Here is a 15936-nt window from a genome sequence, read left to right as displayed (position 1 = left end):
TAACGAGCACTAACTAAGCATCCATATTCTCTAAATCTTTTAGTTTTACAGAGACAATCTTTGATACACCAGATTCTTGCATGGTCACCCCATAGATAGAGTCTGCTGCTGCCATTGTACCCTTACGGTGGGTAACGACGATAAACTGGCTGTCTTTATCAAATCGATTGAGATAATCACCAAAGCGTTTAACGTTTGCTTCGTCAAGTGCAGCTTCTACCTCATCCAAAATTACAAATGGAATAGTCTTAACACGAATGATTGAGAAGAGCAAAGCTAGAGCTGACAAGGCTTTCTCCCCACCACTCATGAGGTTGAGGGATTGGATTTTCTTACCTGGTGGTTGCACAGAGATTTCGACACCTGCAGTCAATAAATCTCCTTCTGTCAGGATTAGGTCTGCTTGACCACCACCAAACATCTGCTTGAAGGTCACTTTAAAGGACTCACGAATAGCTTCGAAGGTTGACTTAAAGCGTTCTTTCACTTCATCGTTCATCTCTGTAATGGTTTCAAGAAGCAAATTCTTAGCACAAAGAATGTCATCTCGCTGACTATTCAAGAATTCCAAACGTTCATGCACTTCATCAAACTGTTCAATGGCATCCAAATTGACCGGACCAAGTGAACGAATGGATTTTTCCAAATCCTTAACCTTTTGTTCAGCGATTGCTAAATCTTCCAACTGATTCGCTTTTTCTAAAGCTTCCGTATAGCTAATCTGATATTCTTCAGTCAGTTGACCTTGAAGATAACGAAGGCGGTCCGTAATTTTTTCTTTGGTCGCTTCCGCACGTGTTTGCTTACGAATCAATTCTTCATTTTGCTGACGAGCTTGTTCTAAATGACTGGCAATATCATCCAATTGGCCTTCAATGTCATCCAGTTCAAACTGCTTACGAATCAATCCTTGTTGAATTTCTTCCTTTTGACTCTTGGCTTCTGCTTCCTGCTTGGTCAAAAGTTCCGTATCAACCTTTTCAAGATTGTCTACCTTTTCTTGCAAAAGACGTTCAATCTCTTCTTGCTCTATATCAAGATATTCAAGCTCTTTGTTGATACGCTCAATATCCGCAACTTCGTAACGTTTTTGTCCTATCATTTCTGTCTTATGAAGACGTTCTTGGGACAGTTTTTCCTGTAAGTTTTGGTAACGTTCCTGAATCGCATTTTTATTGGACTTAATTTCTTCAATTTCAGATTCCAGCTTTTGCTTTTCAGTTGCAATAACTGTGAGACGTTCTTGGCATTTTTCTTTTTCAGTTTGCCAATCTCCACCTCTGAGATTCGTTAATTCTTGCTCCTGAAGTTTCAAGAGTGTCTCAAGTTCTTCGACCTGCTGGCTAGTTTGTTGATAGGCCAGATATAAACCTTGCTCTTCTATACGAGCTTGCTCCCCTTGGGACTTAATAGTCTCCAAAGTTTGACTGAGAGTATTCAAGGCTTCTTGAACTGACTTCAGATTTTCTTCTTCCTGACGAAGGAGCTTTTCTTCTTGAGCAATCTCTTTTTGCAACTGCTCCAATTCAGGTTTAATGAAAATGCTGTTATTTTGACGATTGGCACCACCAGCATAAGAACCACCAGTTCGTAGTTCTGTACCATCTAGTGTTACCATCCGAACTTGATAGCGCACCTTGCGAGCTGCATCACGTGCATGCTCAACTGTATCAAAGATAGCTGTTGTAGCTAGCAAGTTTTTAAAGATTGCTTCAAGCTTGGCATCAAAGGTAACCAGTTCATCTGCCATACCAAGAAAACCTGGACTTGAGGCAATCACATCTTGATTCTGACCAGAAATACTACGAGCCTTAATAGTTGTCAAAGGTAGAAAAGTCGCACGACCAGCTCGATTTCGCTTAAGGAAATCGATAGCTTTAGTCGCTGCCTGTTCATTTTCAACGATGATGTGTTGGCTACTTGCACCAAGCGCAATATCAAGAGCTGTCTGATAACGAACATCAAAGGTTAAATGTTCACTGACTGCTCCGATAATACCACCCAAGCGATTTTTTTCTTGTAGAACACTCTTAACACCTGCATAGAAATTACTATGATTTTTAAGAATGTTTTCCAGACTTTGTGCCTTGGCCTGTTTGTTTTTCAGGCTATCCAAACGGTCAAAAAGTTGATTTTGTTGATGTTGATAAGCCTGTTTTTGTGCTTCTTCTTCTTTAGCACTGGTTTGATAGTCAGCAAGTAAGCTTTGTACTTCTTCTTTAGCTGATTTAAGGGCAAGCTCTTGCTCACTAGCCTTGGACTTGGCAGAAGCCAATTGTTCCTTCAAGGATTCTAATTGTTCTTCTTGCTTTTGAGTCTGTTGGCGACTATTTTCAAGATCATTTTCAATCCGTGTCAACTGGTTAGAAACATCTGCTTCTTCCTGCAAGAAAGCAACAAAGCGCTCACGCAGTTGCTCAATCATCTGATCAGGATCATCAGAAAAAGCTAACAACTCAGCTTCTAAACGATTTAGTTCTTTCGTATTGAGAGCTAGATTTTCTTCTAACTGACTGAGATTTGCTCCTTTTTCTTCCTTCTCTTGAATAAGAGCATTTCTCTTTTCATCCAAACTAGCTAAACGAGCTTGAGCCTCTTGTTGATTGAGAGCAACCTGCTCTGTCTCCAGTTTAGACAAGGCCAATTTCCGTTCTAAATCACTGATTAGACCAGTCAAATCCATCAGTGTGGACTGGTCTTTTGACATTTCAGCTTGCAAATCATGACGTTTCTTTTTGAGTGTTTGATTTTCTTCTTCTAACTCTTCACGTTTCTGATAGTAGCTCGTCAAAAGTTCTTGAACTTGGTTTAATTCTTCTTCAGTTAGATCCAATTCTGCCTTATTGGCTTGAATTTGTGCAACCAAAACGTCCAAGTAGATTGCCTTACGCTGACCATCTAATTCTATAAATTTACGAGCTGTTGCTGCTTGCTTTTCTAAGGGCTTGATTTGATTGTCTAGCTCATAAATGATATCTTCCAAACGGTCTAGATTGTCTTGAGTTTGTTGGAGCTTGCTTTCCGTCTCCTTGCGACGAGTCTTATACTTCAAGACTCCGGCAGCTTCTTCAAAGATAGCGCGACGTTCCTCAGGCTTAGAGTTAAAGATTTCTTCGACCTTCCCTTGGGAAATAATAGAGAAGGAATCGCGCCCAAGACCAGTATCTAAGAAAAGATCATGAATATCACGAAGACGGACTTTTTTTCCGTCAATCTTGTACTCGCTATCTCCTGTACGATAGATATGGCGCTCTACCTTAATTTCCTGGCCTGCATCCTTGATAAAGCCGTCCTGGTTATCTAGGGTAACAACCACAGAAGCATAGTTTAAAGGTTTTCTACTTTCTGTTCCTGCAAAGATGACATCAGGCATCTTGCCACCACGTAAACTTTTTACACTAGATTCACCAAGTGCCCAACGCAGACTTTCCGTGATGTTTGATTTTCCAGAACCATTAGGTCCTACAACTGCTGTAACCCCCTGGTCAAATACAACCTTGGTCTTGTCAGCAAAGGACTTAAACCCCTGAATCTCAATTTCCTTTAAATACATGAATCCAGCCCTTCCTCAACTGCATTTTTTGCGGCTTCCTGCTCTGCTAATTTTTTTGAACGTCCTTGACCAGTTCCAAGACTTTTCCCTTCAACAAGGACTTCCACCTCAAACATCTTATCATGCGCAGGTCCATTTTCCGAAATCACCTGATAACGAATATCAACGTCCCCATTTACTTGAAGCAATTCCTGGAGGTGAGTCTTGTAATCTTTAATCATTTCAAAATCACCAGCTTCGACCTTAGGAATCATTACCTGGTAGATAAAGTTTTTTACCGTAAGCAAATCTTTATCTAAAAGGAGGGCACCCAAAAAGGCTTCAAAGGCATCGCCCAAGATGGTATCACGATTGCGGCCACCTGATTTTTCTTCTCCTTTACCAAGCTTTATAAACTGATCAAACTGACAATCACGGGCAAAACCAGCCAAACTCTCCTCACGGACAATCATAGCACGAAGTTTAGATAAATCACCTTCTGGTTTTTTTGGATATTTCTTGTACAGATATTCGGAAATCAATAATTGCAGAACAGCGTCTCCTAAAAATTCCAAGCGTTCATTGTGTGAAATTTTTAAGAGGCGGTGCTCATTGGCATAACTAGTGTGAGTAAAAGCTGTTTCAAGTAATTGTTTATCTGAAAAAACAAGATCAAAACGTTGCTCTAACACGGTTTCTAATTCTTTCATAAGAACCTCTTTCTAAAACATTATAATACACTCCATTATACCAAAAAAAGGATTCATAGTCAGAAAATAACCATTAAAACGACTTTTTCTCACTTATCTCTAAAATCAATCCATTACTAGCAGTTCAGGCTATTTTTTGGTATAATAAATCTTATGGAAATTGAAAAAACCAATCGAATGAATGCTCTGTTTGAATTTTATGCAGCCCTTTTGACTGATAAGCAGATGAACTATATCGAACTCTACTATGCAGATGACTATAGTTTGGCTGAAATCGCTGAAGAATTCGGCGTTAGTCGCCAGGCTGTTTATGACAATATCAAACGTACAGAAAAAATACTGGAAGATTATGAAATGAAGCTTCATATGTACTCTGACTACATTGTTCGCAGTCAGATTTTTGATCAGATTTTGGAGCGTTATCCAGAAGATGCTTTTTTGCAAGAGCAACTAGAGATTTTAACAAGTATTGACAATCGGGAGTAATCATGGACAGTCTAGTTATTTATCAAGGAATACCTTGCAAACTATTAGCCGCAGAGGAACCATTTCCTACTCGACTACAGATTATCTCGCCCAATGATATCTCCAAAGCTATGCAAATAGGTTTTAGCTGTTGGGGATATCCAAATGAAATCATGAAAGAAGTCACACCCGAAGAACTAGAGTGTTTGCAACATTTCGGACGATTTCCACTGAATTGAGTAAATAGGAGAAAAATATGGCATTTGAAAATTTAACAGAACGTTTGCAGAACGTCTTTAAAAATCTACGTAAAAAAGGAAAAATCACAGAGAGTGATATTCAAGAAGCAACCAAGGAAATTCGTCTGGCTCTTTTAGAAGCCGACGTTGCTTTGCCAGTGGTTAAGGACTTTATCAAAAAAATTCGTGAACGCGCGATTGGGCACGAAGTCATTGATACCCTTAATCCTGCTCAACAAATCATCAAGATTGTTAATGAAGAGTTGACGGAAGTTCTTGGTTCTGATACAGCTGAGATTATTAAGTCTCCAAAAATCCCAACCATTATCATGATGGTCGGTTTGCAGGGTGCTGGTAAAACAACCTTCGCCGGAAAGCTCGCTAACAAACTCAAAAAGGAAGAGGATGCTCGTCCTTTAATGATTGCGGCCGACATCTATCGTCCTGCTGCTATTGACCAGCTCAAAACACTGGGACAACAAATTGATGTTCCTGTCTTTGCTCTTGGGACTGAAGTGCCTGCAGTTGAGATTGTTCGCCAAGGTTTGGAGCAAGCTAAAGCCAACCATAACGACTATGTCTTGATTGATACAGCCGGTCGTTTACAGATCGACGAGCTTCTCATGAATGAGCTTCGTGATGTTAAAGCCTTGGCTCAACCAAATGAAATTCTCTTGGTCATCGATGCCATGATTGGTCAGGAAGCTGCCAACGTTGCACGTGAATTCAACGCACAATTAGAAGTTACTGGGGTTATCCTTACTAAGATTGATGGGGATACTCGTGGTGGTGCTGCCCTTTCTGTTCGCCATATCACTGGTAAACCAATCAAGTTCACTGGTACTGGTGAAAAGATTACCGATATTGAAACTTTCCACCCAGACCGTATGGCTAGCCGTATTCTCGGTATGGGAGATATGCTGACTCTGATTGAGAAAGCTTCCCAAGAATACGATGAGCAAAAAGCCCTTGAAATGGCTGAAAAAATGCGTGAAAACACCTTTGATTTCAACGATTTCATTGATCAGTTGGATCAGGTACAAAATATGGGGCCAATGGAAGATTTGCTCAAGATGATTCCTGGTATGGCCAATAACCCTGCCGTCCAAAATATGAAGGTGGACGAAAAACAAATTGCTCGCAAACGCGCCATCGTATCTTCTATGACTCCGGAAGAACGTGAAAATCCTGATTTGCTCAGTCCAAGTCGTCGGCGTCGTATCGCTGCTGGTTCTGGTAACACCTTCATCGAAGTCAACAAATTTATCAAGGACTTTAACCAAGCCAAACAACTCATGCAAGGTGTCATGTCTGGTGACATGAACAAGATGATGAAACAGATGGGCATCAACCCTAACAACCTTCCTAAAAACATGCCTGGTGGCATGGATATGTCAGCCCTTGAAGGTATGATGGGACAAGGTGGTATGCCGGATATGTCTGCTCTCGGAGGAGCTGGTATGCCTGATATGAGCCAGATGCTCGGTGGAGGCCTCAAAGGTAAAATCGGTGAATTTGCTATGAAACAATCAATGAAACGCATGGCTAACAAAATGAAAAAAGCTAAGAAAAAACGCAAATAAAAAGGACTCAGTTGAGTCCTTTTTTGTTTAGTTATTTCGAAGTTTCTCCAAAGTCTCTTTAAAGATAGCTGGAATATCGGAAGTAAATTCCATGGTTTCACCAGTTCTTGGATGGGTAAAACCAAGTGTCTTGGCATGGAGAAATTGCCCATGTCCCTTTAGAGTTTTACGAGGTCCATAAACCTCATCTCCAGCAACAGGATGACCGATGTATGCCATATGGACACGAATTTGATGAGTCCGCCCTGTTTCCAGTTGTAATTCCAACAATGTATAATCACCAAAGCGTTCCAAGACTTGGAAACGTGTCACTGCTGGTTTCCCTTTAGCGGTAACAGCTTGTTTCTTGCGGTCTTTTTCGCTACGTCCGATTGGTGCCTCGATGACTCCTCGGTCATTTGGGAGATTACCGTGAACAATAGCCCAATATTTACGAAGAGACTTCTTGTCCTTCAATTCTTGAGCTAGTGCTAAGTGTGCTTCATCGTTTTTAGCAATCATCAAGAGACCTGAAGTATCCTTATCAATACGATGGACAATCCCTGGACGCAATACACCATTAATGCCTGATAGGTCCTTGATATGATACATAAGGGCATTAACCAAGGTACCAGATGTGTGCCCAGCACTTGGATGAACGACCATTCCTTGAGGTTTATTAACTACTGCTACATCCTCATCTTGATAAATGATTTCTAAAGGAATATCTTCAGCTACATACTCCAAAACCTCTGGTTCGGGAATTTGATAGGTGATAACATCCCCCTCTTGGACCGTATACTTGGCTTTCTTGACCTGGCCGTTGACCAAGACTTGACCTGACTTGATTTGTTCATTGGCGAGACTACGAGACAATTCTGTCAAATCTGACAAAGCCTTATCTAAACGTAGTCCACCTGTTTCAATTTTAATTTCCATTCATTTCCTCTTTTAGCATTGCAAGCAATAACACAACGACCCCTACTGTCAGATAACTATCAGCCACATTAAAAATGGCAAAATTGATAAAGTCTAAGTGGAACATATCCACGACAAATCCTTGGCTAATGCGATCAATGAAGTTTCCCAAACCACCTGCAATAATCAGAATCAATCCAAAGACTGTCCAGAGGGAATCCTCTATATGCTTATGCAAATACCAAATAGCTCCCACCATAACTACTAGTGTTATAACCGCAAAAAACCACTGTTGATCTTGAAGCATAGAAAAGGCAGCGCCTCTATTTTGCAGATAGGTTAAACTAACTAGATTTGGGATCCATGATTTGATTTCACCAAGAGCAATATTCTGAACGACATAAGACTTTACCAGTTGATCTAACACGATTAAGGCCACTATAATCCCTGCTACTATTCCTCTTTTTTTCATGCTTTCCTCTTCTGATCAAAATACTCTTGCATGACCTCTACAAATAAGGTTCCCGCTGGACTCAAGTCTACTTCCTCACGTTTCACATAAACCATACGATTATTGAGATTATCATTTAGTGGAATAACGGTGATCCCGTTAACGCTATCGCTATCTAAGAATCCAGAACCAGTCGCATAAGCATTTGTTCTTTCAAGAATTCCATTTAAAGTAGCGCGATCTGTTACGTTAAACATCTGAGAGCTGGCACTTGTATCCACAAAGTTCTCTGAGTAATAAAGATACTCATCCTTTTCCTGCGTGAATCGAACTGTTGGTAAATCAGCCAAATCCTCCATGACCAACTCTTTTTTCTTGGCTAAAGGATGCCCTTCACGCAGATAGATATGCGTTTGGAAAGGAATCAATTCAATTACTTCAAGTCCTAACTTTTCAACCCGTTGCATGATTCCCTTTTGGTTTTGATTATTGAGGTAAATAATCCCAATCTCACTATGTCCTTGGGCTACTTCATCCAAGATTTGAACAGTTGTAGATTCAAAAATACGGAAATTTTTATATTCAGGGTATTGTTGCGAAAAAGCTGTAATGGTTGGTGGCAAGAAATCATAGTGCTGGCTGGCTATTGAAAACTCATCCTTTTCCTCTTCAGGATTGGCATACTGGTTCTGAAAAACATCAAATCCTTTGACCAACTCTTGTGCCTTTTCATAAAATTCCATACCGCGACGAGTAAGGAAAGTTCCAGAACTGGTTCTGCGAAAAATCTTGAAGCCAAGTTCTTTTTCTAGGTCTCTTACAGAAATAGATAGACTCGGTTGGCTAACGTACATCTTCTCAGCTGCTTCACGAAAAGTACCACTATTAGCAATAGCTACAACGTAGCGTAATTGTTGAATATTCATGATTTCTCCTTCGATTTCTATCTTATCATTATACCATAAATAAAGCCTATCCAACAAAGGAAAATCATGAGGCAGATACTTCTAATCAAAGCAAACAAAAAACACCTTTTAAGGTAGATAAAATTCTAACCAAAAGGTGTTAGTGTTACTATTATTTAGCTGCTGCGTAAAGCTCGTCTACTTTATTCCAGTTAATCACTGAGAAGAAAGCTTTGATGTAGTCAGGACGAACGTTGCGGTATTTCACGTAGTAAGCATGTTCCCAAACGTCCAAGCCCAAGATTGGTTTCTTACCTTCTGAGATTGGTGTGTCTTGGTTTGCAGTTGAAGTCACTTCAAGTTTACCTTCTTGGTTAACAACCAACCATGCCCATCCAGAACCGAAACGAGTCGTTGCTGCTGCAGTGAAAGCTGCTTGGAATTCTTCGAATGAACCGAAAGTTTCATCAATGGCAGCTGCAAGTTCTGCTGAAGGAGCTGTCTTTTCAGGAGTCATCAATTCCCAGAAAAGAGCGTGGTTCAAGTGTCCACCACCGTTGTTGATAAGCGCTTGACGAATATCAGCTGGGATAGACTCTACGTCAGCAAGCAATGCTTCGAGGTCTTCACCAATTTCAGGGTGTTTTTCAAGAGCTGCGTTTGCGTTGTTTACGTATGTTTGGTGGTGTTTGTCATGGTGCAAGTGCATTGTTTCAGCATCAATGTATGGTTCCAATGCATCGTAAGCGTATGGAAGATCTGGTAAGATAATAGCCATCTGTAATACCTCTTTTTCTTTTTATATAAAAATGATAACGCAAACAACCTATTTTTTCAAGTTATTTGCTCAATTTGACTGGCTTGCAATTTGCAACAAAGCCTTCTCAAACAGGTAGCCTTTTTCGTAAACACCAGTCTTAATTTGATAATCTGCTTGAATAAGATAACGGATAGAATCCTGTAAGAAATTCAAGGACAAAGCTCGTGTGTCACGAAGGGCAAATTTGATTTGGTAAGGATTAGGATTGCGACCAAGATAGTGACCTAAACTGCTGACCATCTGAGATTCTGTCTGACCAGACTCTTGCAAAATTTTAACCTGTGTGTAGAGTCTGAACTGCCCCAGCATTATGGCAATCAGTTTAATCTCATCTTCTCCCTGCAAGGTCAAATCCTTCACTAAATCACGCGCCTGATCGATCTTCTTCCCTAAAATCAACTGGGTTAGATCAAAGATATTATCCTGCAAAGTCTTTGGTATAGCTTCAACAATGTCTTCTTCTGTAATGTCACCATTATCCTTGTAAGATTGTAAGAAGAGTAGATTTTTCTGAATTTCATTGAATTGAAAACCTGATTTGATAAGCAACTGTTCGAAAGACTTTCCAGCAAAAGTCAGTCCTAATTCCTGAGCCCACTTTTGAAAATAAGCTCGTATTTCTTGCTCTTTTGGCTCGATGGCTTCAAAAACTGTCGCATCCCGCTTGAGCAATTTGACCAAACGTCTCTTACTATCCAACTTCCCTTCAGCAAAGATTACTAATTTGCTTGAAGGTAAAGGATTTTCCAGATAGTCTTCAAAAGACTTAAGCTCATCATCAGTTAGATAGCGTTTTTTAGCTGTCGTTATATCGACAAAATGATCTAAAATAACAATTTTTTCATCCGCAAAGAAAGGAAGACTGACCAACTCTAGTTCCAAGCTTTTGTAGTCTACTTCTTTCATGTCAAAATAAGCAAAATTCAAATCTGCAGGATCGTAGCCGATTTGCTTTAGAACCTGAGTTTTCATGATGTCGTACTGTCCTTGATCAGCCCCTGTAAACAGGGTCAAACTAGGTAAATTTGATAGGGATAGCTTTCGGCTTTCTTCTATGGCTAGCATCTATTCTCCTTTCTTTATAGTATAGCTTCTGTTTAATCAATATAATTCAATTTACCACGGAAATCATCTAGGCTTTGATAACCTTTTTCCACCATAATTTCTTTTAGTTCCTTGGTAATACGCTCAAAAGCACCTACTCCTTCTTTATGAAGAGTAGTTCCTACTTGTACCATGCTGGCACCACATAAAATATGTTCAAAGGCATCACGTCCTGTAAGCACACCACCAGTTCCGATGATTTGGATTTCTGGATTTAAGCGTTGATAGAAAGCATGGACATTAGCAAGGGCAGTAGGTTTGATGTATTCTCCACCGATCCCACCAAAACCGTTTTTAGGGCGAATCACGACCGACTCATCTTGAATATAAAGACCATTTCCGATAGAGTTGACACAATTGACAAACTTGAGTGGATATTTGTTAAAAATAGCTGCTGCTTGATCAAAATGTACAATATCAAAATAAGGTGGAAGTTTAATTCCTAGAGGTTTTGTAAAATACTCAAAGACTTCTAATAAGATACGATCTGTAGTTTCAAAGTCATAGGCAATCTGTGGCTTACCTGGAACATTTGGACATGAGAGATTAAGTTCAGTTAGACCACGAAAATCACTCTCTTGCACCCTTTGCAAAATAGTATGAGTTTCATGTGGAGACATTCCAACTAAAGACAGAAAGAAAGTACGGTTTGGTTCTTTTTCTTGTAACTCTAATAGATAGTTCAAATAATAATCTAACCCATTATTTGGGAGACCCATCGAGTTAATAGAACCTAGTGGAACATCTTGATAACGTGGTTCAGGATTTCCCTGACGAAATTCCAAGGTTGCTGTTTTTGTGATAAAGGTTCCTGCTGCTGAGTTTTTAACACCTTCCAATTCCTCAACTGTCATACAGGCTACTCCTGCTGCATTCATCAAGCAATTATCAAATTCAAAACCAGCAATCTGTGTTTTAGTTGATACCATGATTCTATTCCTCCAGATTCCTTTATATCTCTACTATTATACCATACTTTGATAGGACCTTTTTAATAAAACTGACCTTATAAAAATGTTAGCTTTTTTAGCTGAAAAATAGAGCTGTTGCTAAATTGAAAGAATTTTTAGAAAATTTGTGTTTTTTCCTTTACAGTGAAAAATTTTTCTGCTATAATGTCTCATGTAATAAAATATGACAACAAAAAGGAGAACGATATGACATCTGCTAAAGAATATATCCAAAGCGTGTTTGAAACTGTAAAAGCTCGTAACGGGCATGAGGCTGAATTTCTCCAGGCGGTTGAAGAATTCTTCAGCACTTTGGAGCCTGTCTTTGAAAAACACCCTGAGTATATTGAAGAAAATATCTTGACACGTATCACTGAGCCAGAGCGAGTAATTTCTTTCCGTGTTCCTTGGGTTGACCGTGATGGGAAAGTTCAAGTTAACCGTGGTTACCGTGTTCAATTCAACTCAGCTGTTGGACCATACAAAGGCGGACTTCGTTTCCACCCAACTGTTAACCAAGGAATCTTGAAATTCCTCGGATTCGAACAAATCTTTAAAAACGTTTTGACTGGACTTCCAATCGGTGGAGGTAAAGGTGGATCAGACTTCGATCCTAAAGGCAAAACTGATGCTGAAGTGATGCGCTTCTGCCAAAGCTTCATGACTGAATTGCAAAAATACATCGGACCATCTCTTGACGTACCTGCTGGTGATATCGGTGTAGGTGGACGTGAGATTGGTTACCTTTACGGACAGTACAAACGCCTCAACCAATTTGATGCTGGTGTCTTGACTGGTAAACCTCTTGGATTTGGTGGTAGCTTGATTCGTCCAGAAGCAACTGGTTACGGTTTGGTTTACTACACTGAAGAAATGCTTAAAGCTAACGGAAACAGCTTTGCTGGTAAGAAAGTTGTGATTTCAGGTTCTGGTAACGTTGCCCAATACGCTCTTCAAAAAGCAACTGAACTTGGTGCAACTGTTATCTCAGTCTCTGACTCAAACGGTTATGTCATCGATGAAAATGGTATCGACTTCGACCTTCTTACAGACGTTAAAGAGAAACGTCGTGCTCGTTTGACTGAGTATGCTGCAGAAAAACCAACTGCTACATACCACGAAGGTTCTGTATGGACTTACACTGGAAACTATGATATCGCTCTTCCATGTGCGACTCAAAATGAGATCAATGGTGAGGCTGCGAAACGCTTGGTTGCTCAAGGAGTTATCTGTGTATCTGAAGGAGCTAACATGCCAAGTGACCTTGAAGCTATCAAAGTCTACAAGGAAAATGGAATCCTTTACGGACCTGCCAAAGCTGCCAATGCTGGTGGTGTAGCTGTATCAGCTCTTGAAATGAGCCAAAACAGCCTTCGCCTTTCATGGACACGTGAAGAAGTTGACGGTCGTTTGAAAGATATCATGACGAACATCTTCAATACTGCTAAAATAACTGCAGAAACTTACGGTCTTGGTACTGACTACCTTGCAGGTGCAAACATTGCAGCCTTTGAAAATGTAGCAAACGCTATGGTTGCACAAGGGATTGTTTAATTCCTAGTAACTACATAACTCCTCACATCTCGTGTGAGGAGTTTTTTCTTATACATTGAAAAAGACCTACCCTACTGGATAGATCTTTATTTTCTTACAATTTACCTGCTACGGCATCCAATAATTCTTGGATTTTCGCTTGGTTGCTTCCTCCTGCCATGGCCATGTCTGGTTTACCACCACCACGTCCATCGACGATTGGAGCCAATTCTTTAACCAAGTTACCTGCATGCACATCTTTTGTCTTGCTAGCAACAAGGACGTTGACCTTGTCACCGATGGCTGCGACAAGAACAAGCACATCAGAGTAGTCTTTTTGTTTCCAGTTATCGGCAAAGGTACGAAGGGCACCTGCATCTGAAACAGAAACTTGGCTAGCAATGTAACGGTGTCCGTTTGCTTCTTGAACATTCTTGAAGACATCGCCTGCTGCCGCTGCTGCTGCTTTTTCCTTCAATTCTGCATTTTCTTTTTGCAATTGACGGAGTTGTTCTTGAAGTCCTTCAACCTTGTGAGGTACTTCCTTGAGTTGAGGGGCTTTCAAGGTTGCTGCGACTGCTTTCAGTGCATCTTCTTGATCACGATAAGCTTCAAAGGCTTCCTTACCAGTCACTGCCAAGATACGACGAGTTCCTGATCCGATCCCTTCTTCTTTGACAATCTTGAAAAGACCGATTTCAGAAGTGTTACCTACGTGGGTACCACCACAGAGCTCAACAGAGTAGTCCCCGATAGTGACTACGCGAACTTCCTTACCGTATTTCTCACCAAAGAGGGCCATAGCTCCCATTTCTTTTGCTGTGTCAATATCAGTCTCAACTGTTTCCACTGCGATGGCTTCCCAAATCTTCTCATTGACTTGTTGCTCAATAGCACGCAATTCTTCAGGAGTCACCGCTTGGAAGTGAGTAAAGTCAAAACGGAGGAATTCTACTTCGTTAAGAGATCCTGCTTGAGTAGCATGATGGCCAAGGATATTGTGAAGGGCCGCATGGAGCAAGTGAGTTGCTGTGTGATTCTTCATGACACGATGACGACGATTAGTATCGATAGCCAAGGTGTATTCTTGGTTCAAGGCAAGTGACGCAAGAACTTCAACGGTATGGAGTGCTTGTCCATTTGGTGCTTTTTGAACATCTGTCACCGTCGCTACGACGTTTCCTGCAGCATCCAAGATTTGACCATGGTCCGCAACCTGTCCACCCATTTCAGCGTAGAATGGAGTTTCTGCAAAGATAAGTGATGCAGTACCTTCAGATACAGCTTCTACTTCTGCATTGTCCGCTACGATAGAAACCAACTTAGAAGGCAATTGACTAGCATTATAGTTAAAGACACTTTCAACTGTAATGTTTTGAAGGGTTTCATTTTGCATACCCATAGAACCACCTTTGACAGCAGACGCACGCGCACGTTCTTGTTGTTCCTTCATGGCTGCTTCAAAACCTTCACGATCAACTGTCATTCCAGCTTCTTCAGCGATTTCTTCTGTCAGTTCTACTGGGAATCCATAAGTATCGTAGAGTTTGAAGACATCTTGACCATCGATAACCGTTTGACCTTTTTCTTTCAAGTCTGCTACGATAGTTTCTGCAAAGTGCTGACCTGAGTGAAGAGTACGGGCAAATGACTCTTCCTCGCTCTTAACGATTTTTTCAATAAAGTCACGTTTTTCAAGAACTTCTGGGTAGTAGCTTTCCATGATCTTACCAACAGTTGGAACTAGTTTGTAAAGGAAAGGCTCATTGATACCCAATTTTTGACCATGCATAGAGGCACGACGTAGAAGACGACGAAGGACATAACCACGACCTTCATTTCCAGGAAGAGCACCATCACCGATAGCAAATGACAATGAACGAATATGGTCCGCGATGACCTTAAAGCTCATGTTGTCGCCATCCTGGTCGTAGACCTTACCAGATAACTTCTCAACTTCGCGAATGATAGGCATAAATAGGTCTGTTTCAAAGTTGGTCTTAGCACCTTGGATAACAGCTACCAAACGCTCCAAACCAGCGCCCGTATCAATGTTCTTGTGTGGCAATTCCTTGTATTCGCTACGAGGTACAGCTGGGTCAGCGTTAAATTGTGACAAGACGATGTTCCAGATTTCGATGTAACGGTCGTTTTCGATATCTTCTGCGAGAAGTCGAATACCGATATTTTCTGGGTCAAAAGCTTCCCCACGGTCAAAGAAAATTTCTGTATCTGGTCCAGAAGGTCCAGCACCAATTTCCCAGAAGTTGTCTTCGATTGGAATCAAGTGACTTGGATCCACGCCCACTTCAATCCAGCGGTTGTAAGAATCTGTATCAGCTGGGTAGTAGGTCATGTAAAGTTTTTCAGCTGGGAAGTCAAACCATTCAGGACTTGTCAAAAGTTCATAAGCCCAAGTAATGGCTTCGTCACGGAAGTAATCCCCAATTGAGAAGTTTCCCAACATTTCAAACATGGTATGGTGACGCGCCGTCTTCCCTACGTTTTCAATATCGTTGGTACGGATAGCCTTTTGCGCATTGGTAATCCGTGGGTTTTCAGGAATGATAGTCCCGTCAAAGTATTTTTTAAGAGTGGCAACCCCTGAGTTAATCCACAAAAGGGTTGGGTCGTTTACTGGAACCAAGCTAACTGATGGTTCTACAGAGTGGCCTTTGGTCGCCCAGAAATCAAGCCACATTTGGCGGACTTGTGCACTAGATAATTGTTTCATTTATATCTCCTTT

The 15936-nt window shown here is 40.8% G+C and carries 13 protein-coding genes; 4 read left to right on the top strand and 9 right to left on the bottom strand.

Features of this window, described 5'->3' with window-relative positions; genetic code table 11:
• Nucleotides 1–13 precede the first annotated feature (13 nt).
• Together smc and rnc are read right to left on the bottom strand one after the other, a co-directional pair.
• The gene (gene smc, locus ACWPVF_RS03470) at nt 14–3553 is read right to left on the bottom strand and encodes a chromosome segregation protein SMC (RefSeq protein WP_454384717.1); all 3540 of its coding nucleotides are present in this window, start codon (nt 3551–3553) and stop codon (nt 14–16) included.
• On the bottom strand, nt 3544–4242 hold the full coding sequence (rnc, locus tag ACWPVF_RS03465; RefSeq protein ID WP_454384715.1) for a ribonuclease III: 699 nt from the start codon (nt 4240–4242) through the stop codon (nt 3544–3546). The genes smc and rnc overlap by 10 nt, the downstream gene beginning before the upstream one ends.
• Nucleotides 4243–4395: 153 nt before the next feature.
• Between rnc and ACWPVF_RS03460 the strand changes: the two genes are divergently transcribed.
• From ACWPVF_RS03460 to ffh, 3 genes are read left to right on the top strand one after another with little or no spacing between them, the layout of a single operon-like run.
• On the top strand, nt 4396–4728 hold the full coding sequence (locus tag ACWPVF_RS03460; RefSeq protein ID WP_263393722.1) for a putative DNA-binding protein: 333 nt from the start codon (nt 4396–4398) through the stop codon (nt 4726–4728).
• 2 nt (nt 4729–4730) lie between these two features.
• A complete protein-coding gene (locus tag ACWPVF_RS03455; protein ID WP_454384713.1) occupies nt 4731–4946 on the top strand; it encodes a 2-oxoglutarate:acceptor oxidoreductase in 216 nt (71 codons plus the stop codon).
• 17 nt (nt 4947–4963) lie between these two features.
• Entirely contained in the window at nt 4964–6529 is a 1566-nt protein-coding gene (gene ffh / locus ACWPVF_RS03450) for a signal recognition particle protein (protein ID WP_454384711.1), read from the top strand.
• A 27-nt stretch (nt 6530–6556) separates the two neighbouring features.
• Here the strand turns inward: ffh and ACWPVF_RS03445 are convergent, their stop codons facing one another.
• The 6 genes from ACWPVF_RS03445 to ACWPVF_RS03420 all read right to left on the bottom strand — a co-directional run bounded on the left by ACWPVF_RS03445 (nt 6557) and on the right by ACWPVF_RS03420 (nt 11635).
• Nucleotides 6557–7447 carry an RluA family pseudouridine synthase gene (locus ACWPVF_RS03445; protein WP_454384709.1) on the bottom strand — a complete coding sequence of 297 codons (891 nt, stop codon included), beginning with the start codon at nt 7445–7447 and terminating at the stop codon, nt 6557–6559.
• The gene (lspA, locus tag ACWPVF_RS03440; protein WP_454384707.1) at nt 7437–7898 is read right to left on the bottom strand and encodes a signal peptidase II; all 462 of its coding nucleotides are present in this window, start codon (nt 7896–7898) and stop codon (nt 7437–7439) included. Before lspA ends, ACWPVF_RS03445 begins: the two co-directional genes overlap by 11 nt.
• Entirely contained in the window at nt 7895–8803 is a 909-nt protein-coding gene (locus ACWPVF_RS03435) for a LysR family transcriptional regulator (protein WP_454384705.1), read from the bottom strand. Before ACWPVF_RS03435 ends, lspA begins: the two co-directional genes overlap by 4 nt.
• Before the next feature lie 151 nt (nt 8804–8954).
• Complete coding sequence (gene sodA / locus ACWPVF_RS03430; protein WP_126419845.1) at nt 8955–9560, bottom strand: superoxide dismutase SodA; 606 nt, start codon at nt 9558–9560, stop codon at nt 8955–8957.
• 69 nt (nt 9561–9629) lie between these two features.
• On the bottom strand, nt 9630–10667 hold the full coding sequence (gene holA, locus ACWPVF_RS03425) for a DNA polymerase III subunit delta (RefSeq protein WP_454384702.1): 1038 nt from the start codon (nt 10665–10667) through the stop codon (nt 9630–9632).
• A gap of 32 nt (nt 10668–10699) precedes the next feature.
• Nucleotides 10700–11635: a dihydroorotate oxidase gene (locus ACWPVF_RS03420; protein ID WP_454384700.1), complete on the bottom strand. Its 936-nt coding sequence runs from the start codon at nt 11633–11635 to the stop codon at nt 10700–10702.
• Nucleotides 11636–11863: 228 nt separating this feature from the next.
• On the opposite strand from ACWPVF_RS03420, the gene gdhA reads away from it, so the two are divergent.
• The gene (gene gdhA / locus ACWPVF_RS03415; protein WP_454384698.1) at nt 11864–13210 is read left to right on the top strand and encodes an NADP-specific glutamate dehydrogenase; all 1347 of its coding nucleotides are present in this window, start codon (nt 11864–11866) and stop codon (nt 13208–13210) included.
• Nucleotides 13211–13304: 94 nt separating this feature from the next.
• Here gdhA and alaS read toward each other — a convergent pair whose 3' ends face one another.
• Entirely contained in the window at nt 13305–15923 is a 2619-nt protein-coding gene (gene alaS / locus ACWPVF_RS03410) for an alanine--tRNA ligase (RefSeq protein ID WP_414259288.1), read from the bottom strand.
• Between the last annotated feature and the right edge of the window lie 13 nt (nt 15924–15936).

This window comes from Streptococcus sp. Marseille-Q7087 (genome assembly GCF_965111935.1).
The sequence above is the reverse complement of the archived record's forward strand: the minus strand, read 5'-3'. Positions and strand labels throughout refer to the sequence as shown.

What these genes read in the sequence shown, in the direction of transcription:
- smc (WP_454384717.1), bottom strand. Translation starts at nt 3,553, where the DNA reads ATGTATTTAAAGGAAATTGAGATTCAGGGGTTTAAGTCCTTTGCTGAC.
- rnc (WP_454384715.1), bottom strand. Translation starts at nt 4,242, where the DNA reads ATGAAAGAATTAGAAACCGTGTTAGAGCAACGTTTTGATCTTGTTTTT.
- ACWPVF_RS03460 (WP_263393722.1), top strand. Translation starts at nt 4,396, where the DNA reads ATGGAAATTGAAAAAACCAATCGAATGAATGCTCTGTTTGAATTTTAT.
- ACWPVF_RS03455 (WP_454384713.1), top strand. Translation starts at nt 4,731, where the DNA reads ATGGACAGTCTAGTTATTTATCAAGGAATACCTTGCAAACTATTAGCC.
- ffh (WP_454384711.1), top strand. Translation starts at nt 4,964, where the DNA reads ATGGCATTTGAAAATTTAACAGAACGTTTGCAGAACGTCTTTAAAAAT.
- ACWPVF_RS03445 (WP_454384709.1), bottom strand. Translation starts at nt 7,447, where the DNA reads ATGGAAATTAAAATTGAAACAGGTGGACTACGTTTAGATAAGGCTTTG.
- lspA (WP_454384707.1), bottom strand. Translation starts at nt 7,898, where the DNA reads ATGAAAAAAAGAGGAATAGTAGCAGGGATTATAGTGGCCTTAATCGTG.
- ACWPVF_RS03435 (WP_454384705.1), bottom strand. Translation starts at nt 8,803, where the DNA reads ATGAATATTCAACAATTACGCTACGTTGTAGCTATTGCTAATAGTGGT.
- sodA (WP_126419845.1), bottom strand. Translation starts at nt 9,560, where the DNA reads ATGGCTATTATCTTACCAGATCTTCCATACGCTTACGATGCATTGGAA.
- holA (WP_454384702.1), bottom strand. Translation starts at nt 10,667, where the DNA reads ATGCTAGCCATAGAAGAAAGCCGAAAGCTATCCCTATCAAATTTACCT.
- ACWPVF_RS03420 (WP_454384700.1), bottom strand. Translation starts at nt 11,635, where the DNA reads ATGGTATCAACTAAAACACAGATTGCTGGTTTTGAATTTGATAATTGC.
- gdhA (WP_454384698.1), top strand. Translation starts at nt 11,864, where the DNA reads ATGACATCTGCTAAAGAATATATCCAAAGCGTGTTTGAAACTGTAAAA.
- alaS (WP_414259288.1), bottom strand. Translation starts at nt 15,923, where the DNA reads ATGAAACAATTATCTAGTGCACAAGTCCGCCAAATGTGGCTTGATTTC.